Genomic DNA, 26,646 nt, shown 5'->3' with positions numbered 1-26,646 from the left:
TTTAAACCTAAGGATTCAACTTTACAAACGTTTCGTATCTAGTTTTCAGGGAATAATAATCCTTGATTATATATGTCTTGGAGAGATACCCAAGTGGCTATAAGGGGACCCTCTGCTAAGGGGTTAGACTGCGTAAGTGGTGCGAGGGTTCGAATCCCTCTCTCTCCGCCAGTTCCAAACATATATATCCCTTTTATGTGGCGGCGTAGCTCAGCTGGCTAGAGCGTACGGTTCATACCCGTAAGGTCGGGGGTTCGAGCCCCTCTGCCGCTACCATAAAACCAATCCAGATGGAGGCTTAGCTCAGCTGGGAGAGCATCTGCCTTACAAGCAGAGGGTCGGCGGTTCGATCCCGTCAGCCTCCACCATCTTATGCCGTTGTAGCTCAACTGGTAGAGCAACTGACTTGTAATCAGTAGGTTGGGGGTTCAAGTCCTCTCGACGGCACCATTTTGTATGGTGCAACTTGAATTGTCATGGAGCCGTGGTGTAGAGGCCTAACATGCCTGCCTGTCACGCAGGAGACCGCGGGTTCGAATCCCGTCGGCTCCGCCATTCATGTTTTTTCTTGAATGGGACAAACTATTGGAAGTACATAAGGCTCGGTAGCTCAGTCGGTAGAGCAGAGGACTGAAAATCCTCGTGTCGGCGGTTCGATTCCGTCCCGAGCCATTGAGATGGTTGTGCTGCTTACACGCAGTACGGTTATCTCGCATCTGGAGGCTTAGTGAAGTGGCTAAACACGGCAGACTGTAAATCTGCTCTCTCCGAGTTCGGTGGTTCGAATCCATCAGCCTCCATTTCCTTAAGAGCCATTAGCTCAGTTGGTAGAGCACCTGACTTTTAATCAGGGTGTCGTAGGTTCGAATCCTACATGGCTCACTTTTATAAGCAAACACAGAAGACCATGAGGGTCTTTTTTTGTTTTAAGAGGAGTTTCTCCAGTTAATTCCTATCAACTTAGCCTATCTTTACCGATTAACAGTAAAATCTCCTGTTAAATTGTTTTCTAAACGCTGTATCAGGTTAATTAGTATCAAATAAAAGGAGAATTTCCTGCTAATCGATTGATAGCACTAAGAACCAAAGTATTTAGCGGTAGTTTTTCCCTGTATTCAACTGCGCGGTCAAATACACAAAAAAAGCATCCCTAGTTGGGATGCTTTTTTAATTTAACTTCTCGGCGACCGACTGCATTTTCTGAGTCATCGATGCTGCTTTGTCGCGGCGATCGTCAATTTTGATAGAGGTGGAGACGCGCTGTGCACCATTTGTGAAAGGAACTTCATGCACGGCACGAATAACTTCAAAAAGCCGCTCTAGGGGGCCTTCCAAGATGGTGCCCATGGGGGTCATTTCAAAGGTGACATCTGTGTGCTTTTCCAATTCCTTATGTAAATCTGCAACATAACCGCTAAGGCTGGTGGTTGCCGTCCCAATGGGGATAATGGTGAATTCCGCGATAGCCATGGATGTGACGATCTCCTTTTCTCATATTGTCCCTGGGCGCACGTGGCGCAGCATGGAAGCAAATTCGCTCTCACTCATTTTAATTGAGTTAGCATCAGTAATGCAATCTAAAGGAGAGTGCCTAGCGAGCACTCCGCCAGCTACGCTTGCCCCAACAACATAAGATATCTACGGCTCTCGCACATATCTCCTCTTCACAGCGTTTTAACGGCCTCCCAAGGGTCAAGTAGGCCCGGGTTCGCGCGAACATATCCACGGGGATAGGCCGGACCGCCATAACCGATTTCGGACCATATCAAAGGATGAGAATAATAGGCTTCAACACTGAGCGTAAGGAGTTTTTGAAATAAGGCTTTCTGTGGGATGCCATCCCAATTCGCAGTAGGAGGATAGCTGCCGCTGCTGATTTGGAGCATGATTTGACGCTGTGATTGCTCATCCAGATGGATGAAAGGTTTACTGCTGGCGATCCAGCCGGTCTCATCAATGCCTTTGAGTCCTTGACGCAGGAGGGTGCGAATAGGGGGAACGTTGACGTTGCGCTGAGCCTCGCCCTTGTCCTCAGCAAGGACTTTATCGATATGACACAGGACGTATTGAATAATGTCTCCCCGGTGATCATCCATAAGCAGCCCGCACCAAGCTCGCAGGGTTTCAGCTTCAACAAGCGTGAGATACTGATATCCATTTTCGCGCAGTAAGCGGGCGTTTACGATGTCCCGTGTGTGGGCGTCCCATTCCTTTTGCTCATCCATGACGTTATAAGTCGGATAATGGCTCTGAGTTGTCATTGTCAATCAACCTCCATAAATGGCGTATGTCCACCCTTGTACAATTATTTCCAAAAAAGCGAAGTTTATGAGCACGCTAATCTTTCGTAAATTTTCCACCCCACGCTTACGCAGCCTAGACGCAGGAGGGTTCTTTCCCATTAGGCTAGTGACATATGGTACAATAGAGAGATAGAGATAGAAGAAGCTAGGAGCAGGGAGCGAGGCAGATGGATTGGGAGCGCATAAAAGAGCGTTTGGAAGCGGTTTTACAGACACCTATGCACATCGGTTTGATATCTGAAGCAGATTGGACGCACTTGTCCGAAGAACAAGCTGAACATCCGGCAAGCTTTTGCCGAAGTATTGAGCGTGGTCAAGATGTATTGTTTTATTTAGCTAAGGAACACAAAGATATACGGGTTCTGCAGATAGCTGGAGCAAAGCTGACGGCTTCTGAGCGCAAACTCGTAGAGATGACCGTCGAATCCAAGCAAGCACAAGAGAAGAAGCAAAGGGGCGCGTTTCTGTCTGAAGACGAAAGAAAAGCGTATCAGTTAAGGGATTGGCTGCTGCTGCAGATGGAACGCGGCTCCACTTATGCGGAGCTTCCGGATGCGCTTGCTTCGCAATCCTCTCTCTATTCAACGAAGATTCCGCTGCTCTTATACGGGGACTACTCCCAAAATCAAAGCGTATCCTACGCTGATCTGAAGAAGCTGCTGGAATCTTTCTTTGAATCGGAAATCATTCTGATTCCTTTGCTGGACAAAGAATGGCTGATTCTGGCGCCGGAAGGCTTGCTTACGAGCGGCAGCGAAGAGCGCGAGGGCGACGAAGAAGAAAGTGTCGAACAAATTCTGGATGCCCTTGGCTCAGGTCTGTATGAAATGCTTGCCAATGAATGGGTAGGGGAGTGCCATCTCGCGATCGATTATCCGGTGAAACCCGCGAAATCACTGTTTGCGACTATTCTCAAGCTGAGGGAAACGATCATGCTGGGCCGTTCTTTTCATGTCGGAAGCTTCATTCATCTTCGGTGGGAGCTTCGTTTGGAAAAGCTGCTTCATCTCATCGGGGAAGAGGAGAAAGCCGAATTCCTGGAGCAGGTGCTGCGCGGCACCGACCATGCGCTTGATGCGGAGACGGTGACGACGCTTGAACACTTTTTCTCCTTGGACTGCAATGTGAGCGAAACAGCTAAGAAGTTGTACATTCACAGGAACACGCTGCTGTACCGGCTGGACAAGTTCAAAAACGAGACCGGATTGGATGTCCGTACGTTCAATCATGCGGTTTTAGTGAGACTTGCTCTATTATTGTACAAAGTAACGAAAAGAAAGTGATTTTTTTGTAGGTATTGTGCATAGTCAGTCCGGCATTCGTGGGGTAAGATGAGTATAGTCAAAAGTTGATGAACAAGTAATGTACATCGATAAACCGTAGGGGGAATGAACACATGGCAGGCGTACGTTTAAATCATATCGTAAAAAAATATTCTGGTGCAGAAGAATCCACGGTTAAGGATTTCCATCTTGAAATTGAAGATAAAGAGTTCGTCGTATTGGTTGGAGCATCCGGTTGCGGAAAATCCACAACTCTTCGTATGATCGCAGGATTAGAGGAAATCACTGAAGGTGAACTTTACATCGGAGACCGCCTTGTAAATGATGTTGCTCCTAAAGATCGCGATATCGCGATGGTTTTCCAATCCTATGCCCTTTATCCGCATATGACTGTTTATCAAAACATGGCGTTCGGTTTGAAACTTCGTAAATTCAAAAAAGCAGATATCGATGCTCGCGTTCGCGAAGCAGCGAAAATCTTGGATATCGTTCACTTGCTGGACCGCAAGCCTAAAGCTCTTTCCGGTGGTCAACGTCAACGTGTTGCCTTGGGCCGTGCGATTGTTCGTGAGCCGCAAGTATTCTTAATGGATGAGCCGCTTTCCAACTTGGATGCGAAACTTCGCGTACAAATGCGTGCGGAAATCACAAAATTGACAAAACGTCTTGGTGTTACGACAATCTACGTAACGCATGACCAAATTGAAGCAATGACAATGGGCGATCGCATCGTTGTTATGGATAAAGGTATCATTCAACAAGCAGCTACACCTGAAGAAATTTACAACTTCCCAGTGAACATCTTCGTTGCGGGCTTCATCGGATCCCCATCCATGAACTTCATGACAGGTTCATTGACACAAGAAGGAAGCGGAATTTTCTTCAAAGCAGGTTCCGTTAACGTTGAAGTACCAGCTGGCAAAGCACAAGTATTGAAAGATAAAGGCTACGTTGGCAAAGAAGTGATTCTGGGAGTTCGTCCAGAAGATATCCACGAAGAGCCAGTATTCTTGGAAGCATCCCCGAACACAGTATTCAACGTAAACGTTGAGTTGACTGAGAACTTGGGTCACGAAATGTACTTGTACCTGAACGGTATCGGCTCCAACACCGTTATCGCTCGTGTAGACGGCCGTTCCGGAATCAAAGAAGGCACAAACGTGAAATTGGCTTTGGATATGAACAAAGTTCATTTCTTCGATAAAGAATCCACATTGTCCATCTTAGCTAAATAAGTTGGATCAGAAAGGCCAGCCGATAACGGCTGGCTTTTTTTCTTTTGATGCGAAAGATGGAGTTTGTGAACACTTTAGTTGATTTCGGTATCGTATTCCATTACGATGAAACTACTGGAAAGAAAAGAGTATGAGCAGATGAAGCAGGTTTTGCTCAGGCAAAACGCAGAGGAGATAGGACGATGGCCAAAAAGGTGAAGGTTTCCGAATTAGTGGAACAACTCCATATGGAGGTTCTTGCAGGTGAATCTGGACTTAAACGTGCGATAACAACCGGAGATTTGTACCGTCCCGGTCTCGAAATGGCGGGATATTTCAACTATCACCCGAGAGAACGTATCCAAATGCTAGGGAAGACGGAAGTCACCTTCATGGAAATGTTAACGACAGGTGTTCGCCGGAATCGCGTAGAGCAGCTGTGTGCTCCCGAAGAAACACCTTGCATCATTGTGACAAGAGGGCTCGATGTTCCGGTCGAACTGTTGGAAGAAGCAACGAAGCGAGATCTTCCGGTGCTGCGCAGTCAAATGTCGACGACCATTTTTGCAAGCCGTCTAACAGGGTTTCTGGAGAATAAATTAGCGCCAAGCACAACGATTCATGGTGTACTCGTCGACGTATACGGTATCGGTATGCTGATTACAGGAAGCAGCGGTATCGGGAAAAGTGAAACGGCTCTTGAACTTGTAAAAAGAGGGCATCGCCTCATTGCCGATGATGCGGTGGAAATTCGCCAAAACGGCGATAAAGTGCTGACAGGGAATGCACCGGAGCTGATTCGTCATTTGCTGGAAATTCGCGGTGTAGGTATCATCAATGTGATGACCTTATTCGGCGCGGGTGCCGTTCGTAATGTGAAGAAGATTTCCGTTGTGGTGAAATTGGAAAATTGGCAGCAAGACAAGCAGTATGATCGTTTAGGCTTAGATGAGGAGCTGACGCGCATCATCGACACGGATCTGCCGCTCGTAACAATTCCGGTACGACCAGGCCGAAATTTAGCAGTTATCGTAGAAGTGGCTGCGATGAACTACCGCTTGAAACGGATGGGGTATAACGCGGCGCTTCAGTTTACGAATAAATTGACGGAATCGCTGAACGAGGATTACGAAGACTTTGATTGAGAGCCTGGTATCGTAATATCTTACATTTAAAGGAGTGAAACTATGTTAGAAAGTGTTGCATTTTCCCTTGGACCGATACATGTCCGCTGGTATGGCATTATTTTAGGTACAGCAGCATTAGTCGGGTTGTTATTGGCCATTCAAGAAGGGAAACGATTCAAGCTTATTCCTGATTTTTTCATGGATTTATTGCTGGTCGGCGTGCCTTCGGCGATTATTGGGGCAAGATTATACTATGTTGCCTTCCAATGGTCGGATTATAAGAACAATTTAGCTGAGATCTTCATGATTTGGCATGGAGGGATCGCCATCTACGGCGCGTTAATCGGGGCCATTATCGGCGTGTTCTTCTACGTCAGAGCCAAAGGCTACAATTTCTTGCGGATTGCAGATATTTGTGCGCCTGGTTTAATTGTAGGTCAAGCTATTGGCCGCTGGGGCAACTTCATGAATCAGGAAGCGCACGGAGGTCCTGTTTCGGAATCTTTCCTGAGAGATACGCTGCATTTGCCGAATTTCATCGTGAATCAAATGAATATTCAGGGCACGTTTTATCATCCGGCGTTTCTTTATGAATCCTTATGGAACCTTGTAGGCTTATGTGTACTCTTGTGGCTTCGCCGCAGACCATTCCTCCGGACCGGGGAGCTGTTTTTCAGCTACTTCATTTGGTACTCCATCGGTCGTTTCTTCATCGAGGGAATCCGTACGGATAGTCTGGATTTCACAGGCCCTTCATGGCTGGCATCTCTAATGAACTCGCTTTGGTCTCCAATGACCGTTGTCTTTGAGCCGGGTGTAATGACATATGGCGGAAACATTAGATTCTCGCAGCTTTTAGCGTTCCTGCTTGTGATCGTTATGGTCATCGTCATTATCGTTAGACGGAAAAAAGGGTATGCCAATGTTCGTTACGCGGACCCCATTGTTTCTTCCAAAAAGTTAGAGAAAAACAAAGTAGTGAAAGATCAAGAGCAGCAGGATAAAGGAGCAGATTATGATTCAAACCGTACTGTTTGACCTGGATGGCACGATTGTCGATACCAATGAGTTGATTGTTCAATCTTTTTTGCATAGCTTGGAAGGCGAAACGCCAGAGCCTTTGAGCCGGGATCTGATTATCCCGAATATGGGACGTCCGCTCGTCGAGCAAATGGAGTTTTTTACAGGCAAAAAAGAAGTTGAAGAGCTGATCAAGAAATATAGAACGTTTAATTTGTCGAAGCATGATGAGCTGGTTAAAGAGTTTCCTAATGTCCATACCGTCATGAAGAAGTTGTACGAAAACGGCATTAAGATCGGCATCGTGACCAGCAAAATCAGACAAACGACGCTAATGGGTCTGAAGCTGTGCGGACTAGATCAATATGTGAGCACAATCGTTACCGTTGAAGATGTCAAAGAAGCGAAACCGCATCCGGAAGGGATACTCGCTGCGCTTCAAGTACTGGGAGGTACGCCGGATCAAGCCGTGATGGTGGGAGACAGCCATTATGACATTGAGGCCGCGAAAAATGCGGGAGTTACCTCAGTCGGCGTTACATGGTCATGGAAAGGGCGTTCTTATTTGGAGGCGTACAATCCGGATCACCTGATTGACGATATGTTTGACCTGCTACCTATCGTGGGTCTTACGTCGGATGTGGATGCCCGTTGAGAAAAACGGATAGGTACCCGGTTGAGGGACCTAATGCCCTATGGCAAATCTATCATACCGTCAGCAAATGGAAGGCGATCCGCAATTTCGTTTTCATTCAGATTACGCGGTACTCGCCTTCGCTGCGGATGAAAAACTGGATCTACCGGAATATCCTCGGGATGAAGGTGGGGGAGCACACCGCTTTTGCCTTGATGGTGATGGTGGATGTGTTTTTTCCAGAGAAGATCCATATTGGGAATAATACGATTATCGGGTATAACACGACGATACTGGCCCATGAATATTTGACCAAAGAATACAGGCTTGGGGATGTTCATATCGGCTCCCATGTGATGGTCGGGGCGAACACCACAATTCTTCCGGGTGTAACGATTGGAGACTATGCTATCATTGGCGCAGGATCAGTGGTACACAAGGATGTGGCCCCGCATAGCTTCGTCGCCGGGAACCCGCTGCAAACGATACGTCAATTGCAAAATGAGAAATAAGGAAGGAGAGTTGTGCGCTAAAGAGCTGTGCGGCTCTCTTTCTTTGCGCTTATATAGATTTGTAAATTTTGGGAAAAAGGGAAAGAGGCAATTGACGGTACTAAGGTTCCGTGATAAAATATCCGTACATTCTTTATTTTGGTAGCATGGTAGCACGTTAACGTACTAAAGTAAACAAAAAAGAGAAATCAGAACTGAATTCCAAGATGTTGAGGTGAGACGGTGTCAAAGCCAAAAGTATTTGAAAAGCCGTTAGGGGTCAAAGATTATTTGCCTGAGGCGGTTACGAAGCTGCGCAATATAGAATACCGTGTACTGGCTTGTATGGAACGCTGGGGATACAACCAGATTCTTACACCCACACTTGAATATTACGATACCGTTGGGGTGGCAAGCTCCACAGAAGATAAGAAGCTTTTTAAATTGCTTGACCGTAAGGGGAAGACATTAGTTCTGCGCTCAGAATTGACAGCGCCGATTGCGCGTGTAGCTTCCTCACTGTTAAAAGAACATGCGTTCCCACTTCGTCTATCCTATCACTCGAACGTCTTCCGTGCCATTGAAGAGGAAGCGGGGCGGGACTCGGAATTTTTCCAAACCGGTGTGGAGCTCATCGGAGACGCTACATCGGAAGCTGACGCAGAGGTAGTAGCCTTAGCCATTGCTTCCCTGCAAGCCGCAGGCGTGGGCACATTCAAAATTGCGCTCGGCCATGTCGGCTTCCTCAACGGTCTGTTCCAGGAAACGCTGGAAGGGCGCAGTGACGCGCAGCAGAGCCTGAAGGAGCATTTGCTAGGCCGTGATTATGTCGGATACCGTGACGCGATTAAGTCGTTGGCGCTTACGCCAGAAGTAGAGCGGGAGCTTATCGGCGTCTTAAGACTTAGAGGCGGAGACGAAATCTGTGAACAGGCCAGATTGGTGTCTAAGCACCCGATCGCGCAGGATGCGATCCGGCATTTATGTGAAGTGTGGGATGTGCTGAAAGCTTACGGGGTAAGCGAGCATGTCGTTATTGATTTAACGATGATTGGAGATTTCTCGTACTATACAGGTATGACGTTTGAAGGCTATGCGGCTGATTTGGGCTTCCCTGTTTGCAGTGGCGGCAGATATGACAATTTGCTGAGTCAGTTTGGGCGTCCTGCGCCGGCAACGGGTTTTGCGTTGAAGACGAATCGCATCCTTGAAGTAACCGGGGAAGACGTTGTTGCAGCGCCAAGGCGCATACTGATTGCTTACGATGCCGAGCACCGTGAAGAAGCGCTTCAATTGGCGAAATCAAAGCGGGCCAGCGAGGATGCGGCTGTGATTATTACGCAATTGGTGAGCGAGCCTGAGAGCTGGTCGAAGAAACTGACGGCGAAAACGATGGACGGCGACTACGAAGTTTGCGGCACGAAGTATCAGGATGTTATGACGTTGTTGGCCCAATAAAGCAAACACAATGCGGAGAGGCGGGAACTGCACTGCTGAAGTCCTCTCCCGTTGATCGGAAGGTAGGTTGGAACGGTGGATGAAATTCTTAAAGTAGCGATGCCGAAAGGCCGTATTTATAAACAGGCAGCGAAGCTTTTTCATAAAGCGGGGCTGCCGATTCCGGAAGACTTGGAAGAAGGACGCCGTTTAATTATTCCGGTGCCTGAAGCGAGAATGGAATTCATTTTGGCCAAACCCGTGGATGTTCCGACGTACGTCGAATACGGCGTTGCGGATATCGGGGTTGTTGGCAAGGATGTGCTGATGGAGGAAAATCGTAACGTTTACGAGCTACTTGATCTAGGCATCGCACGCTGCCGCATGTCGGTTATCGGGCTGCCGGACTGGAAGCAAGTGATCAATCCCCGGGTAGCGACGAAGTATCCGAATGTGGCGTCACAGTATTTCCGCGAGCAAGGGCAGCAGGTGGAGGTCATTAAGCTGAACGGTTCCATCGAACTAGCGCCGCTAATCGGTCTTGCTGACCGCATCGTCGACATGGTCGAAACGGGTCAAACGCTCAAGGAGAACGGACTTGTGGAGCAAGAGGAGATTTTTCAAATTACGAGCCGCTTAATTGCGAATCGGGTTAGCTACCGTATGAAGAACGAGTCCATTCAGCGGTTGTGTGATATGCTGCAGGCGGTGCTTCCTGCGTTCACGAAGGTTTAGATAGAGAGGAAGATGGATATGCGGATACTACCCGCCTCGGAATTTGAATTGAAGCGAGAGGTCGAATACGGTTCACCCGAGCAAAATGAGACCGTCCGCCGCATCATCGAAGAAGTGCGGCAGGACGGCGATGCCGCGCTGCGGCGCATGGCACAGCAGTTCGACCGCGTCGAAGTCGCTGAGCTTCGCGTCAGCGACGAAGAGATCCAGGCGGCATACGCGCAAGTCGACGCCGGGTTTCTGGCGGCGCTGCGTCAAGCCGCCGCTAATATTCGTGCGTTTCATGAGAAGCAGAAACGCACGTCGTGGATGGACCTGCAGCCGGACGGCAGTCTGCTGGGCCAAATCATCCGACCGCTGAAGCGGGTCGGATTGTACGTGCCCGGAGGGAAGGCGGCGTATCCGTCCTCCGTGCTTATGAACGCCATCCCCGCGATCGTGGCGGGGGTGCCGGAGATTGCGATGGTGACGCCTCCGGCCACCGCAGGGGAAGAGGGCATTAACCCGCATATCCTCGTGGCGGCAGCCGAAGCGGGTGTGAAAGAGATTTACCGCGTAGGCGGAGCTCAGGCGGTAGCGGCACTGGCCTACGGGACGGAGTCGATCCAACCGGTCGACAAAATCGTCGGCCCCGGCAACATCTACGTTGCGCTGGCGAAGCGCTTCGTGTTCGGCGTCGTCGATATCGACATGATCGCCGGGCCGACAGACATCGTGGTGCTGGCGGACGAACACGCCGATCCCGAATACGTGGCGGCTGATTTGCTGGCGCAAGCCGAGCACGATGAGATGTCACCGGCGATTCTGGTGACACCGTCGCAAGAACTCGCCGAGTCGGTGCGGCTCGAGCTGTGGCGGCAGCTGGATGTGCTGCCGAAGAAAGCGATCGCTGCGGTGTCCACAGCGACCAAAGGGGCGATCCTCCTCGTGGATAACTTGGACGAAGGCGTTGACGTAGTCAACCGCTTGGCGCCGGAGCATTGCGAGCTGTTGGTGCAGGAGCCTTTCAACCTGTTGCCGCGCATTGAGAATGCAGGCGCTATTTTCTTGGGGGCGTACAGCACGGAGCCAGTCGGCGATTATTTTGCCGGCCCTAACCATGTGCTGCCGACGAACGGAACCGCCCGATTCTCATCGCCGCTGAATGTGGACGATTTTCTGAAAAAATCAAGCGTTATTCACTATAGCAAGGAAGCGCTCCTCGCGAACGGAGATATGATTATGACTTTGGCCCGGAATGAAGGGCTGGAAGGTCACGCGAGAGCGGTGGAAGTACGACTGAAGAAGGAAGGGAAGTTGACCTAATGGCTGAACAGGATAATGGGAGGGCCCGCTCGGCGAGTGTAGCCCGCAAAACGAATGAGACTGACATTAAACTTTCGTTCCAAGTGGACGGAACCGGGATTTCGGAGATCCAGACGGATGTTCCTTTCTTGAATCATATGCTCGACTTATTCACGAAGCATGGGCACTTCGATTTGAAAGTGGATGCGAAAGGCGATATCGAAATTGACGACCATCATACGGTTGAAGATATAGGGATTTGCTTGGGTCAGACGCTGCGTGAGGCGCTCGGCGACAAAAGAGGCATCAAACGCTATGCGAGCGTATTCGTGCCGATGGATGAGGCGCTTGCGCAGGTTGTCATTGATATCAGCAACCGGCCGCATTTTGAATACCGTGCACAGTATCCTACTGCTAACGTGGGAAGCTTTGAGACGCAGCTTGTTCACGAGTTCTTATGGAAGCTGGCGCTGGAAGCCCGCATCACGCTTCATGTTATCGTGCATTACGGGCAAAACACGCATCACATGATTGAAGCGGTGTTTAAAGCGTTAGGCCGTGCCATAGATGAAGCGACATCGATTGATCCTCGGGTGCAGGGGGTTCCTTCGACGAAGGGAGTGCTGTAGGAATGATCGCAATTATTGATTATGGCATGGGGAACTTACACAGCGTCAGCAAGGCGGTAGAGCGCCTTGGATATGAAGCTGTAGTGACCGGCGATGCCGAGCAGATTCTTGCCGCAGAAGGAGCGATCCTGCCTGGCGTGGGCGCCTTCGGCGATGCAATGGAGCAGCTTCGCGAGTCGGGGCTGGGCGATGTGGTGAAGCGGTACGCGGCGACCGGCAAGCCGCTGCTCGGCATTTGCCTCGGCATGCAGCTGCTGTTCGCTTCCAGCGAGGAGCACGGGGATCACGAGGGGCTGGGCCTTCTACCCGGTTCGGTTGTGCGCTTTCGCGGCGACTATAAGGTGCCGCATATGGGTTGGAACAAGCTGAGCTTCAAGCAAAGCGGGAGTCCGATTTTCCAAGGGATTGAAGAAGGACACGTGTACTTCGTGCACTCTTACCACGCCAAGCCTGAGCGCGAAAGCGACCTGCTGGCGGTGACGGACTATTATCAGCAGGTGACGGCGATTGTCGGCAGAGACAATGTATACGGCATGCAGTTTCACCCTGAGAAGAGCGGCGATATCGGCATGCAGCTGTTGAAAAACTTCCTGGCCCTGTGTTAGGAATAGGCGGGGAATAGCAGTTTTGCAATAATAGAATCCATGGCTAGGCTCTGAAGTTAAGAAGGAGGTGCCAACATGTTAGCCAAAAGAATTATCCCTTGCCTCGACGTCAAGGACGGCCGGGTGGTCAAGGGCGTTAATTTCGTGAATTTGCGCGATGCTGGCGACCCGGTGGAGTTGGCGGCGATTTATGATAAAGAAGGCGCTGATGAACTCGTGTTTCTCGATATTTCGGCATCCGTCGAAGGACGCGCAACGATGGTGGAGGTTGTCCGTCAAACGGCGGGAGAGATCACGATTCCCTTCACGGTAGGGGGAGGCATCTCCAGCGTGGACGATATGAAGCGGCTGCTGCGTGCCGGAGCGGATAAGATCGGCATCAACACGGCGGCGGTTCGTAACCCTCAGCTTGTATCTGACGGGGCGCGGAAGTTCGGCTCCCAGTGTATCGTCGTAGCCATTGACGCGAAGTTCAACGCGGAGTGGGGCGAGTGGGAAGTATTCACGCACGGTGGGCGTAATGCCACGGGCATTAGAACGCTGGAGTGGGCGAAGCGCATGGAAGAGCTTGGCGCAGGCGAAATCCTGCTGACCAGTATGGACGCGGACGGAACGAAAGACGGGTTCGACTTGAAGCTTACGCGCGCTGTTTCCGAGCTGCTCACGATTCCTGTGATTGCTTCCGGCGGAGCGGGCAAAACGGAGCATTTCTACGATGTATTTACCGAAGGCAAAGCCGACGCGGGGCTGGCGGCTACGATTTTTCACTATAAAGAGCTATCGATTCAAGGGGTCAAGGCTGAACTGAAAGGTAAAGGGGTTGAAATCCGATGACATTTTCACTGGAACAAATCAAATATGACGCACACGGACTTGTACCTGCCATTGTGCAGGATGCCGTCAGCAAAGAAGTACTCATGCTGGCTTATATGAACAGCGAGTCTTTGGAGCGTACGATTCAAACAGGTGACACTTGGTTCTGGAGCCGTTCCCGCGGGGAGCTTTGGAATAAAGGGGCAACTTCCGGTCATACGCAAAAGGTCAAAGCACTTCGCTACGACTGTGACGCGGATACGCTGCTTGTTCTTGTAGAGCAAGTGGGTCCTGCCTGCCACAACGGCACTTATACATGCTTCACGGAAAACATTCCGGTTGAAGGCGCAGCGCAAGAAGGAACGGAGACGGCGGTCTCCGGAGATCGTTTTGCCATCCTGGGCGAGCTGGAAGCGGTCATCGCGTCGCGTGACGCGGAACGTCCGGAAGGCGCGTATACGACTTACCTTTTTGAGAAAGGCGTCGATAAGATTCTCAAAAAAGTAGGCGAAGAAACCGCTGAAGTCATTATTGCTGCCAAAAATAAAGACAATGACGAGCTTCGCTATGAAGCGAGCGATCTTATTTTTCACTTAATGGTCCTTTTACGTAATAATAAATTGCCATTGGATGATATTATGAAAGAGCTTGCGAACCGGCATGTCAAAAAATAAATAAAACGACCTGGAGTGAATTCACGATGTTGATTGATTATCATACACATCATGTGCGCTGCGGTCATGCCTCCGGGGAACTGGAGGAGTACGTCAAACGCGGCATCGAGATCGGGCTCACGCAATTAGGGCTGTCTGATCATATGCCGCTTTTGCATGTGGATCCGCAAACGTATTGGCCTGAGATGGCGATGCCGATGGAGGAATTGCCTCGCTATGTCGAAGAGTGCTTGTTTTTGAAAGAAAAGTATAAGGATCAAATTGATATTCGCGTCGGCCTTGAGGGCGATTACATTGAAGGGCATGAGGCGGAGATCGAAGCGATCATCAAGGCGTATCCGTGGGATTATGTGATTGGCTCCGTTCATTTTCTGGGCGAGTGGGACATCTCGGATTTCCGGCAGATCGCAGGCTGGGAAGGCAAGGATATTTATGAGGTTTATACCCAATACTACGAGGCAGTGAAGAAAGCAGTCCGTACCGGTTTCTATGACTATATCGGCCATATCGATATGATTAAGCGGTTTGGTTATGTGCCGGAACGCGACACCTGGGAGCTCGAGAAAGCTGCGCTTGATACGGTGAAGGAGTGCGGGCTTGCGCTTGAGTTGAACGCTTCGGGGCTTCGCCATCCGTGCAAAGAGATGTTTCCGAGCCGCCGCATGCTGGAGTACTGCCATAAGGTGGGAATTCCAGTAACGCTTGGTTCGGATGCCCATCAGCCCGAAAGGCTGGCCCAATTTTTGGATGAAGCAAGATCCCTGCTCAAAATGATTGGATTTAACGAAATAGCCACATTTCATGCACGAAATCGACATCTTGTGACTTTTTAAATTCGACAGCTTTCATGTATAATGAGTAGGGCGTGAACAATTTATTTAATGAACCTTCGGAGGTAACCATTAACCATGCATAGCGACAATGTTAAAATTTTTTCCGGATCTTCGAATCCGAAGCTTGCGGAACGTATTTGTAAAGAGCTCGGCCAGCCGCTTGGACAAATCAAATTATCCCGTTTTAAAAGCGGAGAAATTTACTGCCTTTACGAAGAAACTATTCGTAACTGTGACGTATTCCTGGTACAAACCTTTTCCCATCCGATTAATGAACATATGATGGAACTCTTGGTCATGATGGATGCGGCAAAAAGAGCTTCTGCAAGAACGATCAACCTTGTCATCCCTTACTATGGTTACTCTCGTCAAGAACGCAAAGCTGCTCCCCGCGAGCCTATTTCTGCTAAATTAGTAGCCGACTTGTTCAGTGCGGCAGGGGCCAACCGTGTTGTGACGATTGACCTGCATGCACCGGCGATTCAAGGCTTCTTCAATATCCCGGTGGATCACCTGACGGCACTTGACGTCATCAGTGATAGCATCAAAAAGAAAAATCTGTTTAACCCGATCATCGTTTCTCCGGATGCAGGCCGTGCGACGACTGCCGAGAAAATGGCTAACATCCTGGATGCTCCGTTCGCGATGATGATCAAGAAGCGCCCTGAGCACAATGAGGCTGTTATTACTCACGTTATCGGTGACGTTGCAGGACGCACGCCGATCATTATTGAGGATCTGATCGATACCGGAACGACGATTGTAAACGTTGTAGAGGGCTTGAAGGAAAGAGGAGCGCTTGACGTTTATATCTGTGCGACGCATCCTGTCTTCTCCGGACCTGCTCTGCAGCGCTTGGATCACCCGAACATTAAAGAGGTTATCATCACGGACTCCATCGCGATTCCGGAAGGCCATTCCGATAAGTTCAATGTCCTATCAGTCGCTCCATTGCTGTCGGATGCCATCCGCATTATTAATGACGGCGGTTCCTTGTCCTCCCTGTTTAAATACGGCGGCGTTTAAGCCGAATAGACAGACCAGATCTTACCTTCGGATTATGTTTTTGGCTTCCAGGCGATCTATGGTATAATTTGAGTGTAATCAAATTGCCGGAGGTGTCTTGCTATGGAAAAGATTAAGCGTGTGTCCGAAGCGCCAAAACCTAAAGTAATCTCAATAAACATGGATGCCGCATTCTTTTTCGAGAGAGCGGTTCAATCTTTGGATCGGTTTCATTATGATAAGGCATTGAAATATTTCCGGCGGGCTGCAGAGTATGAGCAGGATAACCCTGTGAATCACTGTAACCTCGCGGGTGTTCTCTCCGAAATGGGCAATTATGACGAGTCGAACCAAATTTTGCAGCATATCCTTGATACGATCGATCCCGAGATGACGGAATGTCACTTTTATATGGCAAACAACTACGCCAATATGGAAAATTTCGAGCAGGCAGAACAAGCATTGGTTCGGTATTTGGAAACTGATCCTACAGGACAGTTTATGGATGAATCCGAAGAAATGATGGAAATGCTGAGCTACGAGCTTGAACGGCCCGCCCCTCTCACTAGCATTAAGAGTCGAGAAGGGCTCTTCGAGCATGATAAAGCCCGCGCCCTTCTGGAAGAAGGGAAATTCGCCGAAGCCGTGAGGCAGCTGGAGAATTTGGTGAAGAATCAGCCTGAGTTCACTGCGGCGCGGAATAATTTGGCTCTCGCTTATTACTATATGGGTCAATTTGAAAAGGCGATGGAAACGATTCGCGCGGTGCTCGAAATCGATGCCGGGAATTTGCATGCGCTGTGCAATATGGCTATTTTCCATCAGCATTTCGGTAATAAGAAAGAGCTGGCCGAACTGACCGAGCTCTTGTGCAAAACGTATCCGTTTCAGCAGGATCATGTATTCAAGCTTGCCACAACGATGGGGATTCTTTCTCAGCACGAGAAGGCATACCATCTGTTCAAGCGATTGCTGAAAGCGGGGGATGGTACGACAGATCCTTGCTTGTATCATTATGCAGCCGTAGCCGCTTGTCATATCGGTCGTTTCGAAGAAGCCTACCGGTATTGGAAGCAGACGCAGAAGCTGGATCCCGGCGCGGAAATCTCCAAGTTTTACTTGGAGCAACTGCGCACGCGAGAGAAAGCCGAGGGCCCGTTAACTTGGAGCTACCATTACCATCTGCCCTTTGAAGAGCAGTTCCGTGCGCTGGAGAAATCCGCGCAGGGCATTCCCGATCAATTGAAGAAAGACCCGCTCGTCAGGTCCTCTTTCTTCTGGGCATTGCGCCACGGCGATATCGAGACGAAGCTGCAGGTCATTCAAGCTTTCGGTCTGATTGCCGACGGTGAAGTGAGAGAGGCTTTGCAGGACTTCATTCTGGATCGCCAGGAAGACGACTATTTGAAGAAAGTCGCCATTTTCGTGCTTCGCAGCATGGGAATCCGCGAAGCCATTCCTGCCTTCCTTGAAAACGAAGAGATTATGGTCGAGGCTTCTCCATACTCGCCTCATCTGCCCGTTTGGGATGCGAAATGGCAGAGTGTGATGGAAACGGCGCTTTCTCATATGCATAAGCGCTATGATATGGTGCAACAGTATGATCTAGAAATACTGTGGGTTGAATTTCTGACGAAAGTGTATCCGAACGTGCCAAAAATTCAGAAGTCGGAAGGTTGGGCAGCGGCGTTAGAGTACTTGATCGCGAAAATGCATCGCCGCGCCATCTCTTATCAGGAGGTTTCTGCGCGCTATGGCGTGACTGTTTCTACGGTCAGTCGCAACGTGAAGTTGATTGATGATACTTGCGGCTTGCGCGAGAAGATGGAAGCCATTTTCAACAAATTTACGAGCATTTGATAGCTAGGGTTTTGCCGTGTCGCAAGACCCGGCTTTCATACATATAAGCATGCTTACTAAAGATAGCTTTCCGAGTGGAGAGCACCTAGGAGGGAAACCGAATGTACAAATCAGTCGTCGTAGGAACAGGACCATCCGGTCTAACAGCAGCCATTTACCTAGCTCGTGCTAACCTAAGCCCGCTCGTCATCGAAGGGCCGGAGCCAGGCGGTCAATTGACCACTACCACCGAAGTAGAGAATTTCCCAGGTTTCCCTGAAGGGATCATGGGCCCTGAGTTAATGGAAAATATGCGCAAGCAAGCAGAGCGTTTTGGCGCTGAATTCAAGACGGGTTGGGTCAACTCGGTTGAACTGACCAATCGTCCATTCAAGCTGCAAGTCGAAGGTCTGGGTGAGATTGAGACGGAAACGCTGATTATCTCCACAGGTGCTTCCGCCAAACTGCTCGGTATCGGCAATGAGAAAGAAAATATCGGACGCGGCGTAAGTACTTGCGCAACGTGTGACGGTTTCTTTTTCCGCGGCAAAAAGATTATCGTCGTCGGCGGCGGAGACTCCGCCATGGAAGAGGCGAACTTCTTGACTCGCTTCGCTTCCGAGGTGCGTCTGGTTCACCGTCGCGATGAGCTTCGCGCCTCCAAAATTATGCAGGACCGCGCGCGCGGCAACGAAAAAGTGAAATGGTCCTTGAACAATACGCCTCTTGAGGTCGTTTCCGGCGAGAAGGGCGTTACCGGCCTGAAAGTGAAAAACAACACCACCGGAGAAGAAGAAATTATCGAGACGGACGGTATTTTCGTAGCCATCGGCCATACACCGAATACGAAGTTCTTAGGCGGACAAATTGATACGGATGAGCAGGGCTACATCATGGTGAAGCCGGGCACGACAGAGACGAATATTCCCGGCGTTTTCGCTTGCGGCGACGTTCAGGATACGAAGTATCGCCAAGCGATCACGGCAGCGGGAAGCGGATGCGCAGCAGCCCTGGAAGCTGAGAAATTCCTTGAAGGCCATATCGTACACGATTGGAGCCAATCGCTTTAAAAGGGTACAGCAAACGTGGAAGGCTATGCTTTCCACGTTTTCTCATTTCTTTGGGGAAATAGTTGAATCTTGACCTGTCTACAGGGTTGTCTTATAGTTTAAACAGGAGCGTATGCCCGAAAATTTTAATGATTATTCATGAGGTGACCTTGCAATGTCAAATCAGATTTATATCGGTGTAGATTTAGGCGGTACGAATATCAAAGTCGGTATCTGCGACGAGCAGGGTAAGCTGCTGCAAACGTTAGAAGGTCCAACAGGCGCGGAGAACGGCGCTGAAGCAGTAATAGAACGGATTGCGCAGCAAGTACGCCAAATTGTCGAAGAATCCCCGTTTGAGTGGGAGCAGGTGGCAGGTATTGGCGCAGGTTTAGCCGGATTCATGGATATTCCGGAAGGATTCGTTAAATTCTCTCCAAATTTGCAATGGCATAATGTCCCTGCGAAGAAAATATTAGAAACACTGCTGGGTAAAACCGTGAAGATCGACAACGATGCCAATGTGGCTGCATTAGGCGAAGCATGGGCAGGAGCGGGAGCAGGCATTCCGAATGTGGTCTGCTATACGCTTGGAACCGGTGTTGGCGGCGGCATTATTATTAACGGTAAAATTTATCAAGGCTCTGCAGGGATGGCTGGCGAGCTTGGACATATGTCCGTCGTGCCTGATATCGAAGCGATTCAGTGCGGTTGTGGACAAATGGGCTGTCTCGAGACGGTATCCTCCGCAACAGGTATCGTTCGTATGGCCAAAGAAGCGGTGGAACGCGGTGAGCGTACATCCTTAGCGCTTCATGAGAAAATTGAAGCTAAGCATGTATTCGATGCAGCGAAAAGCGGAGATGAAGTGTCCCTTCGCATCGTAAACCGTGCTGCCTACTATCTTGGACGCTCCATGGCGGCAATGGCCGTTATCGTTAACCCGAAACGTTTCATCATCGGCGGGGGCGTATCCAAGGCAGGAGAAATTTTGTTCCAGCCTATTCGCGAGACTTTCAAGAAATATACACCTGAGACAGCCGGTGAGGGCGTTGAGATTGTTGCTGCAACACTTGGTAATGACGCTGGCGTCGTAGGCGCTGCCGGATTGAACTTACGTTAGTCAGACAAGTACAGGTTCGCATGGCTGACGGTAGGAACCTCGGCCTGCGAAAGCACTCCAAAGGAAGGTGTCATTCATGGAAGAGAACCACCCTTTAGCGAAACTGGTCATTATTACGGGAATGTCGGGTGCCGGAAAGACAATTGCGGTGCAGAGCCTAGAGGATCTCGGATTTTTCTGTGTCGATAATTTACCCCCTGTCCTCATTCCTAAATTCGCTGAGTTGATCGTACAGTCGATGGGGAAAATCGGCAAAGTCGCACTGGTGATTGATTTGCGGGGGCGTGAATTTTTCACTGCACTTCAGGAGTCGCTTCGTTATATCCATGAGAATTATACACTTAGCTATGAAATTCTTTTCTTAGATGCTACCGATGCGACACTTGTTCAACGTTACAAAGAAAGCCGCCGCCGTCATCCGCTTGCTCCGGAAGGAGCTCCGCTTGAAGGTATCGGGCTTGAGCGCAAGCTGCTTGAAGAGCTGAAAGGCCTTGCTACACAGGTTATCGACACCAGCACGTTAAAGCCGGTGCAGCTTAAAGAAAGAATTATTTCCCGGTTTACCAATTTGGAAACCAACCGCATATCTATAAATGTAATCTCCTTCGGATTTAAGTATGGTGTACCTATTGATGCTGATTTAATCTTCGATGTTCGCTTCTTGCCGAATCCCCATTATGTGGAGCAGCTTCGCCCGCAGACAGGTCAAGACCCCGATGTGTACGACTACGTGATGAAATGGACCGAGACGCAGGAGTTCCTGACCAAGCTGCTCGATATGCTGAATTTCTTAATGCCTCAGTACAAGAAGGAAGGTAAAAGTCAGGTTGTCGTAGGGATCGGCTGCACAGGAGGCAAACATCGTTCCGTAGCGATTACCGAATATCTCGGTAAAGTGCTTGGAAACAGTGAAACGGAAGCTGTGCGTTTGAGCCATCGAGACGCCGAGCGGGACCGCGTATAAGTGTGTCTAACGATTAAGAGGGTGAATGAAGGATGAAATATGAAAAATCACAGCGCACTCCCAGAATAGTCGTGATCGGCGGCGGCACAGGTCTTTCGGTTATGCTTAGAGGTTTGAAAGAAAAGCCGGTTGATATTACAGCTATCGTGACGGTAGCTGACGATGGAGGCAGCTCCGGCATTCTTCGCAATGAGATGCAGATGCCGCCTCCGGGCGATATTCGCAACGTGCTGACCTCGCTAGCTGATGTAGAGCCGCTGCTGTCGTTAATGCTGCAGTATCGATTTCAGGTGGGAACAGGTTTAGCCGGACATAGTCTGGGAAATCTAATATTAGCGGCCCTCACTGATATTACCGGTGATTTCGTTACGGCAGTGCAAGAGATGAATCGGGTGTTTGCGGTCCGCGGCCGGGTGATACCGGCGTCAAACCAAGCTATCGTGTTGAAAGCGATTATGGAAGATGGTACCTTAGTCATAGGGGAATCCAAGATTCCCAAAGCTGAAGGACGCATCAAGCGAGTGTTCCTAGAACCCGCTAACGTGACGCCTCTTGCGGATGCCGTTCAAGCTATCCGCGAAGCGGATGCCATTCTTTGCGGTCCCGGCAGTTTGTATACCAGCTTGCTGCCCAATCTGCTTGTTCCCGGTATTGCCGAAGAGATTGCCAAATCGAAGGCTGTCAAGCTCTTCATTTGCAACGTCATGACGCAGCCGGGGGAAACGGACGACTATTCGGTCAGTGATCATCTCGACGCGATTTATGATCACCTCAAAGAGCATCTGTTTGACTATGTCATCGTGAACAATGGTGAAATTCCGCCGCAAGTCCAGGCCAGATATGCCGAAAAAGGGGCGAAGGCGGTTCACCTGGATTTGGATGAAGTCACGAAAAGAGGGTATCAGGTTATTGCTGACCGGCTCGTGCTGTTCCGCACGTACCTTCGTCATGATGCCGAGAAATTGAGTGACCATATTTATCAGCTCGTCGAAAGCTGGATGTTAAGGAAGAAGTGAGTCTCATGTCCTTTGCGGCAACAACCAAAAAAGAATTGACCTTAATAACGGAAGCGGAAGCGTGTTGTGAAAAAGCGGAGCTGTCTGCTTTGATTCGCATGAACGGGTCGGTACAGTTAACGAACCAACGCGTTGTTCTCGATATTTCCACCGAAAACGCCGCTATCGCCAGACGTATATACTCGCTCATCAAGAAGACGTACAAACTGCACACAGAGTTGCTTGTGCGCAAGAAAATGCGTCTCAAGAAGAACAACGTATATATTGTTAGAGTACCCGGTCAAGTGCAGGAGCTGCTCAGCGATCTGAAAATTGTTTCTGAAGGGTTTATTTTTACGACAGGAATCAACAAAGAGATCATTAAGGGTAACTGCTGCAAACGCGCTTATCTCCGCGGCGCCTTCATGGCTGGCGGATCGGTGAACAATCCCGAGGGTTCTTCCTATCATCTGGAAATTGCCTCGATTTATGAGGAGCATTGCAAGGCATTGGCGCATCTGGCCAACAAATTCGACTTGAATGCCCGCTTTATCGAACGCAAAAAAGGGTTTGTTCTGTATATTAAAGAAGGCGAGAAGATCATTGAGTTTCTCAGCATCATTGGGGCCCATCAAGCGCTGCTGCGCTTTGAGGATGTCCGAATTATGAAGGATATGCGGAACTCGGTGAATCGGATTGTCAATTGTGAAACGGCGAATTTAAACAAGACGATCGGTGCCGCGGTCAGGCAGATCGAAAACATTCGTCTTCTGCAGAGAGAAGTCGGACTCGATAATTTGCCTGAGAAGCTGAGAGAGGTTGCTGAAATCAGACTTCAGCATCCTGATCTGAATCTGAAAGAAGTTGGCGATATGCTCAAGGGCAGCGTCAGCAAATCCGGCGTGAACCATCGTCTGCGAAAAATTGACGAATTGGCCGAAAAACAGCGAAATTCCTAGCTTTATAGGGATGGAACACTATGTAAATAAGTTTTTCTCATTTTTTCTAGTGTACTTCAGGGAAAAATGCTATAATGTTATAACATAAGGAATAGCACTGTTATCAGTAGTAATTCATATAAGCTCCACACTAGGGGGAATTAGTTCCATGTCCAGACGTCCAGTCGTTGTGAAGTTGAGAACAGGACTTCATGCCAGACCTGCGGCATTGTTTGTTCAAGAGGCGAATAAGTTTTCATCAGAGATCTTCGTTGAGAAAGATGAAAAGAAAGTGAATGCTAAGAGCATCATGGGAATTATGAGTCTTGCGATCAGCACAGGGACCGAAGTCTTCATAAGTGCAGAAGGTTCGGATGCCGAGCAGGCTGTAAACGCTTTAGTCACTTTAGTCAGCAAGGAAGAATTGGAAAACCAATAATCCTTCAAAAGCTTCCTTTCGAGGAGGCTTTTTTGCAAGTGGCCGCTGCTTGGGCAGCAAAGGCGAATAAGTGTCAAACTTGTTAACTTTTAGGGGAATTAGCAACCTTTTTCTCTTAGCTACGTCTAATGAACGTGGTTATTGAAGGAAAGGGCTATTTGCCATTCCCTCAATTGTGCAAACTAAGGTTATAAAGGAGCCAGGGAGAGAATGAAATGGAATGCTTTAAAGAAAGAAATCACTGTCATGCTTGCTTTGCTAGTGTTTCTGGCCAGCGCAATAACGGCACCGGCGGCGCATGCGGTATCGACAAGCTCGTCCTTAATTTTACTTTATATCGATAAGTCAGAAGCTTTCGTGAATAAGGATCAAGTTCATCTGGACGCGCCATCTACGATTATTAACGGGAGCACTTTCGTTCCGGCCAAATTCCTAGGGGACACATTGGGTTTCAAGGTGGAGTGGAATGACGATTCCCGCACCATTCAAATGACACCTCCGGGCTATAATATCGTGCTGGATGCCGATCATAAGATTGTAACGACCAATGGCGAGGATACGCCGTTCAATTCGGTTGCTGCGATTGTGAACGGAAAGCTTCTTGTGAAGCTGACGTGGCTTGCGGATTATATGGGTGCGAAGTACACATACAACAATGAATTGCGCCGTGTAGAAATCGTCCACTTCAAGGCGCCAGAGGGCATCTACATCGATCAAGACGGCAATTCCCGACCTGTAGCCAAGTTTACAACGGCGAAGCCTACATACCGTCTTGGAGAGCCTGTGAAGTATATAGACTTAAGCTATGACCCTGATGCGGAAGGCATTGCGTCTTACAATTGGGTAGGCAAAGAGGAAGTCTTTTTTAAGCCGGGGACATATCCGATTACTTTGACGGTGAAGGATCGCCACGGGCATGAAAGCAAATTGTTCAAAAGCTATGTGACCGTCGTGAATGAATCTTATTTAACACAAGTCGAATACCCGATTTATACGACACCGGTGGGTGGTTTCATTAAGTCAAATTGGTCAACGATTTGGAACAATTTCAATGAGCTGCCGCTGCTTCCGAGGAAAGTGACAGAAGTGACTGGACGCACGCTGCTGGTGAGCGATAGTCCGGAAGAGTTTACAGAGAAAGGCATTCTGTATCAGGATAACATCAATGGGCAAGCCCGTCTGTATGCCGACCATATCAACGGGACCAAACAAAAAATGACGATGGCGATTTTCGCTACGAACAACACAGATAAACCGGTAACGATCAAAACAACGAATAAAGGAGAGGTTTATCCTTCCGTTTACGCCAATTTGATTGGCAGTGAAGCTTCCGTAGATTTCCTTCTGAACAATGTGTACTCGGAAGAAATGACGGTTCCTCCACATGAGTCCTATGTGTATGCGAAACTTCCGGACTTCTATCCGGGGCAGGGCGTCAACTTGTTCTATGACGTAGAAACGAATGGCGAACTGCAAATGTCTTTCGCAGTAACCGATCAAAAGCTGACCTCAACAACGGTGAAAGAGCTTCCGCTTCTGGCATTCAATGGCCATGTGCGCGGGACGTTCCCGGTATCGGAGATCAAGTGGGATATCGATGCATCGAGCTTTAACAAGACTTCCGTACTGACCATTGGCGACAACAAAACCGATCCGTTCGTCAAAGGCTATGATGTGGTACGGAAGCAGAACGTGGAGAACGGCGGAAATTACGGCGTAGTGTATAAAATCCATACGGATAAGCCGCGCAAAATGGCGGTTATGATTATGGCCAAAGGCGGCGTATTCAAAGGGCCGTTCAAAATTAACGGCGAAATCATTCCGGTTCCGTATTCCGGCGTAATTACAGCCTTCGACGGCATGGAAGTGCTGGCCCGTACGACAGGTACGGAGGACGCGCTGGACATCGAGTTCACGCCTCCGGCGGGCTCGGCGTTCCCGATTGACCTGATTTTCTATCCGTTGGATGAGAAGAAGTAAAAGATGATAAGAGCTTTGGAGACCCTTATGTGCGAAATCGGAAGATTTTCGGGCTGACAGGAGTCTTCGAGGCTCTTATTCATTGGCAGAGGTCTGTTGTCCGAGCGGCAGCATCCACCGAATCTAATGGACACCATCGCCCTTATTTCGGCAAATTCGGAGCTATTTCAGATTAAACGGACTTCACTGCTGTTAATTGCCACTTCCCCAGTCGGATCATACTTGGAATTGGTGAATAGCGGCTTTGGAGTCCGTTTGAATTTCAAACTGCCGCAATTCAAAGAATAGGAACTGCTGAGTCCGTTAGATGTACAAGCCGGAGCGATTACGTCGGTAAGACTTGGCAACGGGAATAGTTCTCTGAACGCAAAAAACCAGCCGATAGGCCGCTCGTAGAGCAGTCCATTCAGGCTGGTTTTTCGATGATTAGACGCGCTCGATCACTTTATCGATGAGTCCGTATTCGGCAGCTTCGGCAGCGCTCATGAAATTGTCGCGGTCGGTATCTTTTTCGATACGCTCGAACGTTTGTCCAGTGCGCTCAGCAAGGATTTTGTTCAAGTTATCTCTCATTTTCAAAATACGCTTTGCGCGAATTTCGATATCAGAGGCTTGACCTTCCGCACCGCCAAGTGGTTGGTGGATCATGACTTCGCTGTTCGGAAGCGCGTAACGCTTGCCTTTGGCGCCTGCCGTCAGGAGGAATGCGCCCATGGAAGCGGCCATACCCACGCAAATCGTGGAAACGTCCGGCTTGATGAACTGCATCGTGTCGTAGATCGCCATACCGGCTGTAATGGAACCGCCGGGGCTGTTAATGTATAGCGAGATATCTTTATCAGGATCTTGTGCGGCCAAGAAAAGTAACTGAGCAATGATGGAGTTCGCGACAACATCGTTGACACCCGTGCCTAAGAAAATAATGCGATCCTTCAGCAAGCGAGAGTAGATGTCATATCCTCTTTCACCGCGCGCGTCCTGTTCGACGACCATTGGGATAAAACTCATGAGAATGACCTCCTTGGGGTGGGTAGATGGTTTATTTACAGTATCTACAAGTATGATAACGAAAAAACCTCCGAAGGTCAAGAAAGGTCAAACTAACAACAAAAAAAATCAGTCGGATGACTGATTTCTCTTGCCTGTACGCTATTTACGCGCCCGAAAGGAATCGAACCTTTATCTCAGGCTTCGGAGGCCTACGTCATATCCATTGGACCACGGGCGCATGT

General features: G+C 49.2%; 27 protein-coding genes and 9 tRNA genes. 32 read left to right on the top strand and 4 right to left on the bottom strand.

Annotation, left to right across the window (positions count from 1 at the left end):
- The first annotated feature begins 79 nt into the window (after positions 1–79).
- From GC097_RS18555 to GC097_RS18520, 8 genes are all read left to right on the top strand, one after another.
- A tRNA-Ser gene (locus GC097_RS18555) sits at positions 80–171 on the top strand.
- A 28-nt stretch (positions 172–199) separates the two neighbouring features.
- Positions 200–276: transfer RNA gene (locus GC097_RS18550), tRNA-Met, on the top strand.
- A 16-nt stretch (positions 277–292) separates the two neighbouring features.
- Positions 293–368 (top strand) — tRNA-Val (locus tag GC097_RS18545).
- Positions 369–374: 6 nt separating this feature from the next.
- Positions 375–450, top strand: a tRNA-Thr gene (locus tag GC097_RS18540).
- Between the two features lie 28 nt (positions 451–478).
- Positions 479–555 (top strand) — tRNA-Asp (locus GC097_RS18535).
- 44 nt (positions 556–599) lie between these two features.
- Positions 600–672, top strand: a tRNA-Phe gene (locus GC097_RS18530).
- A gap of 46 nt (positions 673–718) precedes the next feature.
- Positions 719–800, top strand: a tRNA-Tyr gene (locus GC097_RS18525).
- Between the two features lie 9 nt (positions 801–809).
- Positions 810–882, top strand: a tRNA-Lys gene (locus tag GC097_RS18520).
- A 285-nt stretch (positions 883–1,167) separates the two neighbouring features.
- Here GC097_RS18520 and GC097_RS18515 read toward each other — a convergent pair.
- Both GC097_RS18515 and GC097_RS18510 read right to left on the bottom strand, forming a co-directional pair.
- Complete coding sequence (locus GC097_RS18515) at positions 1,168–1,470, bottom strand: MTH1187 family thiamine-binding protein (RefSeq protein ID WP_171684783.1); 303 nt, start codon at positions 1,468–1,470, stop codon at positions 1,168–1,170.
- Positions 1,471–1,664: 194 nt separating this feature from the next.
- Positions 1,665–2,261, bottom strand: coding sequence for a gluconate 2-dehydrogenase subunit 3 family protein (locus tag GC097_RS18510; RefSeq protein WP_171684782.1), 597 nt, complete (start codon positions 2,259–2,261; stop codon positions 1,665–1,667).
- A gap of 209 nt (positions 2,262–2,470) precedes the next feature.
- On the opposite strand from GC097_RS18510, the gene GC097_RS18505 reads away from it, so the two are divergent.
- The 24 genes from GC097_RS18505 (at position 2,471) to GC097_RS18390 (ending at position 25,702) form a co-directional block, all read left to right on the top strand.
- The gene (locus GC097_RS18505) at positions 2,471–3,586 is read left to right on the top strand and encodes a PucR family transcriptional regulator (protein WP_171684781.1); all 1,116 of its coding nucleotides are present in this window, start codon (positions 2,471–2,473) and stop codon (positions 3,584–3,586) included.
- 113 nt (positions 3,587–3,699) lie between these two features.
- Positions 3,700–4,821 (top strand): ABC transporter ATP-binding protein, encoded by a 1,122-nt coding sequence (locus tag GC097_RS18500; RefSeq protein WP_171684780.1) that lies wholly within the window; start codon positions 3,700–3,702, stop codon positions 4,819–4,821.
- A gap of 182 nt (positions 4,822–5,003) precedes the next feature.
- Positions 5,004–5,945, top strand: coding sequence for an HPr(Ser) kinase/phosphatase (gene hprK, locus GC097_RS18495; protein WP_171684779.1), 942 nt, complete (start codon positions 5,004–5,006; stop codon positions 5,943–5,945).
- A gap of 42 nt (positions 5,946–5,987) precedes the next feature.
- Complete coding sequence (lgt, locus tag GC097_RS18490) at positions 5,988–6,965, top strand: prolipoprotein diacylglyceryl transferase (protein WP_171684778.1); 978 nt, start codon at positions 5,988–5,990, stop codon at positions 6,963–6,965.
- Positions 6,943–7,602 carry a pyrophosphatase PpaX gene (ppaX, locus tag GC097_RS18485; RefSeq protein WP_171684777.1) on the top strand — a complete coding sequence of 220 codons (660 nt, stop codon included), beginning with the start codon at positions 6,943–6,945 and terminating at the stop codon, positions 7,600–7,602. Before lgt ends, ppaX begins: the two co-directional genes overlap by 23 nt.
- Positions 7,599–8,093 (top strand): acyltransferase, encoded by a 495-nt coding sequence (locus tag GC097_RS18480; protein ID WP_171684776.1) that lies wholly within the window; start codon positions 7,599–7,601, stop codon positions 8,091–8,093. The genes ppaX and GC097_RS18480 overlap by 4 nt, the downstream gene beginning before the upstream one ends.
- Positions 8,094–8,315: 222 nt before the next feature.
- A complete protein-coding gene (locus GC097_RS18475; protein ID WP_171684775.1) occupies positions 8,316–9,530 on the top strand; it encodes an ATP phosphoribosyltransferase regulatory subunit in 1,215 nt (404 codons plus the stop codon).
- A gap of 75 nt (positions 9,531–9,605) precedes the next feature.
- Complete coding sequence (hisG, locus tag GC097_RS18470; protein ID WP_171684774.1) at positions 9,606–10,244, top strand: ATP phosphoribosyltransferase; 639 nt, start codon at positions 9,606–9,608, stop codon at positions 10,242–10,244.
- A gap of 18 nt (positions 10,245–10,262) precedes the next feature.
- Positions 10,263–11,549: a histidinol dehydrogenase gene (hisD, locus tag GC097_RS18465; protein WP_171684800.1), complete on the top strand. Its 1,287-nt coding sequence runs from the start codon at positions 10,263–10,265 to the stop codon at positions 11,547–11,549.
- Entirely contained in the window at positions 11,549–12,157 is a 609-nt protein-coding gene (hisB, locus tag GC097_RS18460; protein WP_171684773.1) for an imidazoleglycerol-phosphate dehydratase HisB, read from the top strand. Before hisD ends, hisB begins: the two co-directional genes overlap by 1 nt.
- 2 nt (positions 12,158–12,159) lie before the next feature.
- On the top strand, positions 12,160–12,762 hold the full coding sequence (hisH, locus tag GC097_RS18455; RefSeq protein WP_171684772.1) for an imidazole glycerol phosphate synthase subunit HisH: 603 nt from the start codon (positions 12,160–12,162) through the stop codon (positions 12,760–12,762).
- A gap of 75 nt (positions 12,763–12,837) precedes the next feature.
- Entirely contained in the window at positions 12,838–13,596 is a 759-nt protein-coding gene (gene hisF, locus GC097_RS18450) for an imidazole glycerol phosphate synthase subunit HisF (RefSeq protein WP_171684771.1), read from the top strand.
- Positions 13,593–14,249 carry a bifunctional phosphoribosyl-AMP cyclohydrolase/phosphoribosyl-ATP diphosphatase HisIE gene (gene hisIE, locus GC097_RS18445; protein WP_171684770.1) on the top strand — a complete coding sequence of 219 codons (657 nt, stop codon included), beginning with the start codon at positions 13,593–13,595 and terminating at the stop codon, positions 14,247–14,249. Before hisF ends, hisIE begins: the two co-directional genes overlap by 4 nt.
- A gap of 26 nt (positions 14,250–14,275) precedes the next feature.
- The gene (hisJ, locus tag GC097_RS18440; RefSeq protein WP_171684769.1) at positions 14,276–15,082 is read left to right on the top strand and encodes a histidinol-phosphatase HisJ; all 807 of its coding nucleotides are present in this window, start codon (positions 14,276–14,278) and stop codon (positions 15,080–15,082) included.
- Positions 15,083–15,157: 75 nt separating this feature from the next.
- Positions 15,158–16,108, top strand: coding sequence for a ribose-phosphate diphosphokinase (locus GC097_RS18435; protein WP_171684768.1), 951 nt, complete (start codon positions 15,158–15,160; stop codon positions 16,106–16,108).
- Positions 16,109–16,210: 102 nt separating this feature from the next.
- Positions 16,211–17,947: a tetratricopeptide repeat protein gene (locus GC097_RS18430; protein ID WP_171684767.1), complete on the top strand. Its 1,737-nt coding sequence runs from the start codon at positions 16,211–16,213 to the stop codon at positions 17,945–17,947.
- 101 nt (positions 17,948–18,048) lie between these two features.
- Positions 18,049–18,996 carry a thioredoxin-disulfide reductase gene (gene trxB, locus GC097_RS18425; RefSeq protein WP_171684766.1) on the top strand — a complete coding sequence of 316 codons (948 nt, stop codon included), beginning with the start codon at positions 18,049–18,051 and terminating at the stop codon, positions 18,994–18,996.
- 154 nt (positions 18,997–19,150) lie between these two features.
- Positions 19,151–20,098 (top strand): ROK family glucokinase, encoded by a 948-nt coding sequence (locus GC097_RS18420; RefSeq protein WP_171684765.1) that lies wholly within the window; start codon positions 19,151–19,153, stop codon positions 20,096–20,098.
- A gap of 76 nt (positions 20,099–20,174) precedes the next feature.
- Positions 20,175–21,062: an RNase adapter RapZ gene (gene rapZ / locus GC097_RS18415; protein WP_127458363.1), complete on the top strand. Its 888-nt coding sequence runs from the start codon at positions 20,175–20,177 to the stop codon at positions 21,060–21,062.
- A gap of 32 nt (positions 21,063–21,094) precedes the next feature.
- Positions 21,095–22,078 (top strand): gluconeogenesis morphogenetic factor MgfK, encoded by a 984-nt coding sequence (mgfK, locus tag GC097_RS18410; protein WP_171684764.1) that lies wholly within the window; start codon positions 21,095–21,097, stop codon positions 22,076–22,078.
- Positions 22,079–22,083: 5 nt separating this feature from the next.
- Positions 22,084–23,016: a DNA-binding protein WhiA gene (gene whiA / locus GC097_RS18405; RefSeq protein WP_171684763.1), complete on the top strand. Its 933-nt coding sequence runs from the start codon at positions 22,084–22,086 to the stop codon at positions 23,014–23,016.
- Between the two features lie 148 nt (positions 23,017–23,164).
- Entirely contained in the window at positions 23,165–23,434 is a 270-nt protein-coding gene (locus GC097_RS18400; protein WP_028555561.1) for an HPr family phosphocarrier protein, read from the top strand.
- A gap of 210 nt (positions 23,435–23,644) precedes the next feature.
- Entirely contained in the window at positions 23,645–25,414 is a 1,770-nt protein-coding gene (locus GC097_RS18395; RefSeq protein WP_171684762.1) for a stalk domain-containing protein, read from the top strand.
- A gap of 96 nt (positions 25,415–25,510) precedes the next feature.
- The gene (locus GC097_RS18390; protein ID WP_171684761.1) at positions 25,511–25,702 is read left to right on the top strand and encodes a hypothetical protein; all 192 of its coding nucleotides are present in this window, start codon (positions 25,511–25,513) and stop codon (positions 25,700–25,702) included.
- Positions 25,703–25,840: 138 nt separating this feature from the next.
- Here the strand turns inward: GC097_RS18390 and clpP are convergent, their stop codons facing one another.
- Both clpP and GC097_RS18380 read right to left on the bottom strand, forming a co-directional pair.
- Entirely contained in the window at positions 25,841–26,422 is a 582-nt protein-coding gene (gene clpP, locus GC097_RS18385) for an ATP-dependent Clp endopeptidase proteolytic subunit ClpP (protein WP_127457107.1), read from the bottom strand.
- 148 nt (positions 26,423–26,570) lie between these two features.
- Positions 26,571–26,642 (bottom strand) — tRNA-Arg (locus GC097_RS18380).
- Between the last annotated feature and the right edge of the window lie 4 nt (positions 26,643–26,646).

The sequence above is a fragment of the Paenibacillus planticolens genome, assembly GCF_013141725.1.
Classification (GTDB): domain Bacteria; phylum Bacillota; class Bacilli; order Paenibacillales; family NBRC-103111; genus Paenibacillus_E; species Paenibacillus_E planticolens.
This window is presented reverse-complemented; position numbering and strand designations above follow the sequence as displayed.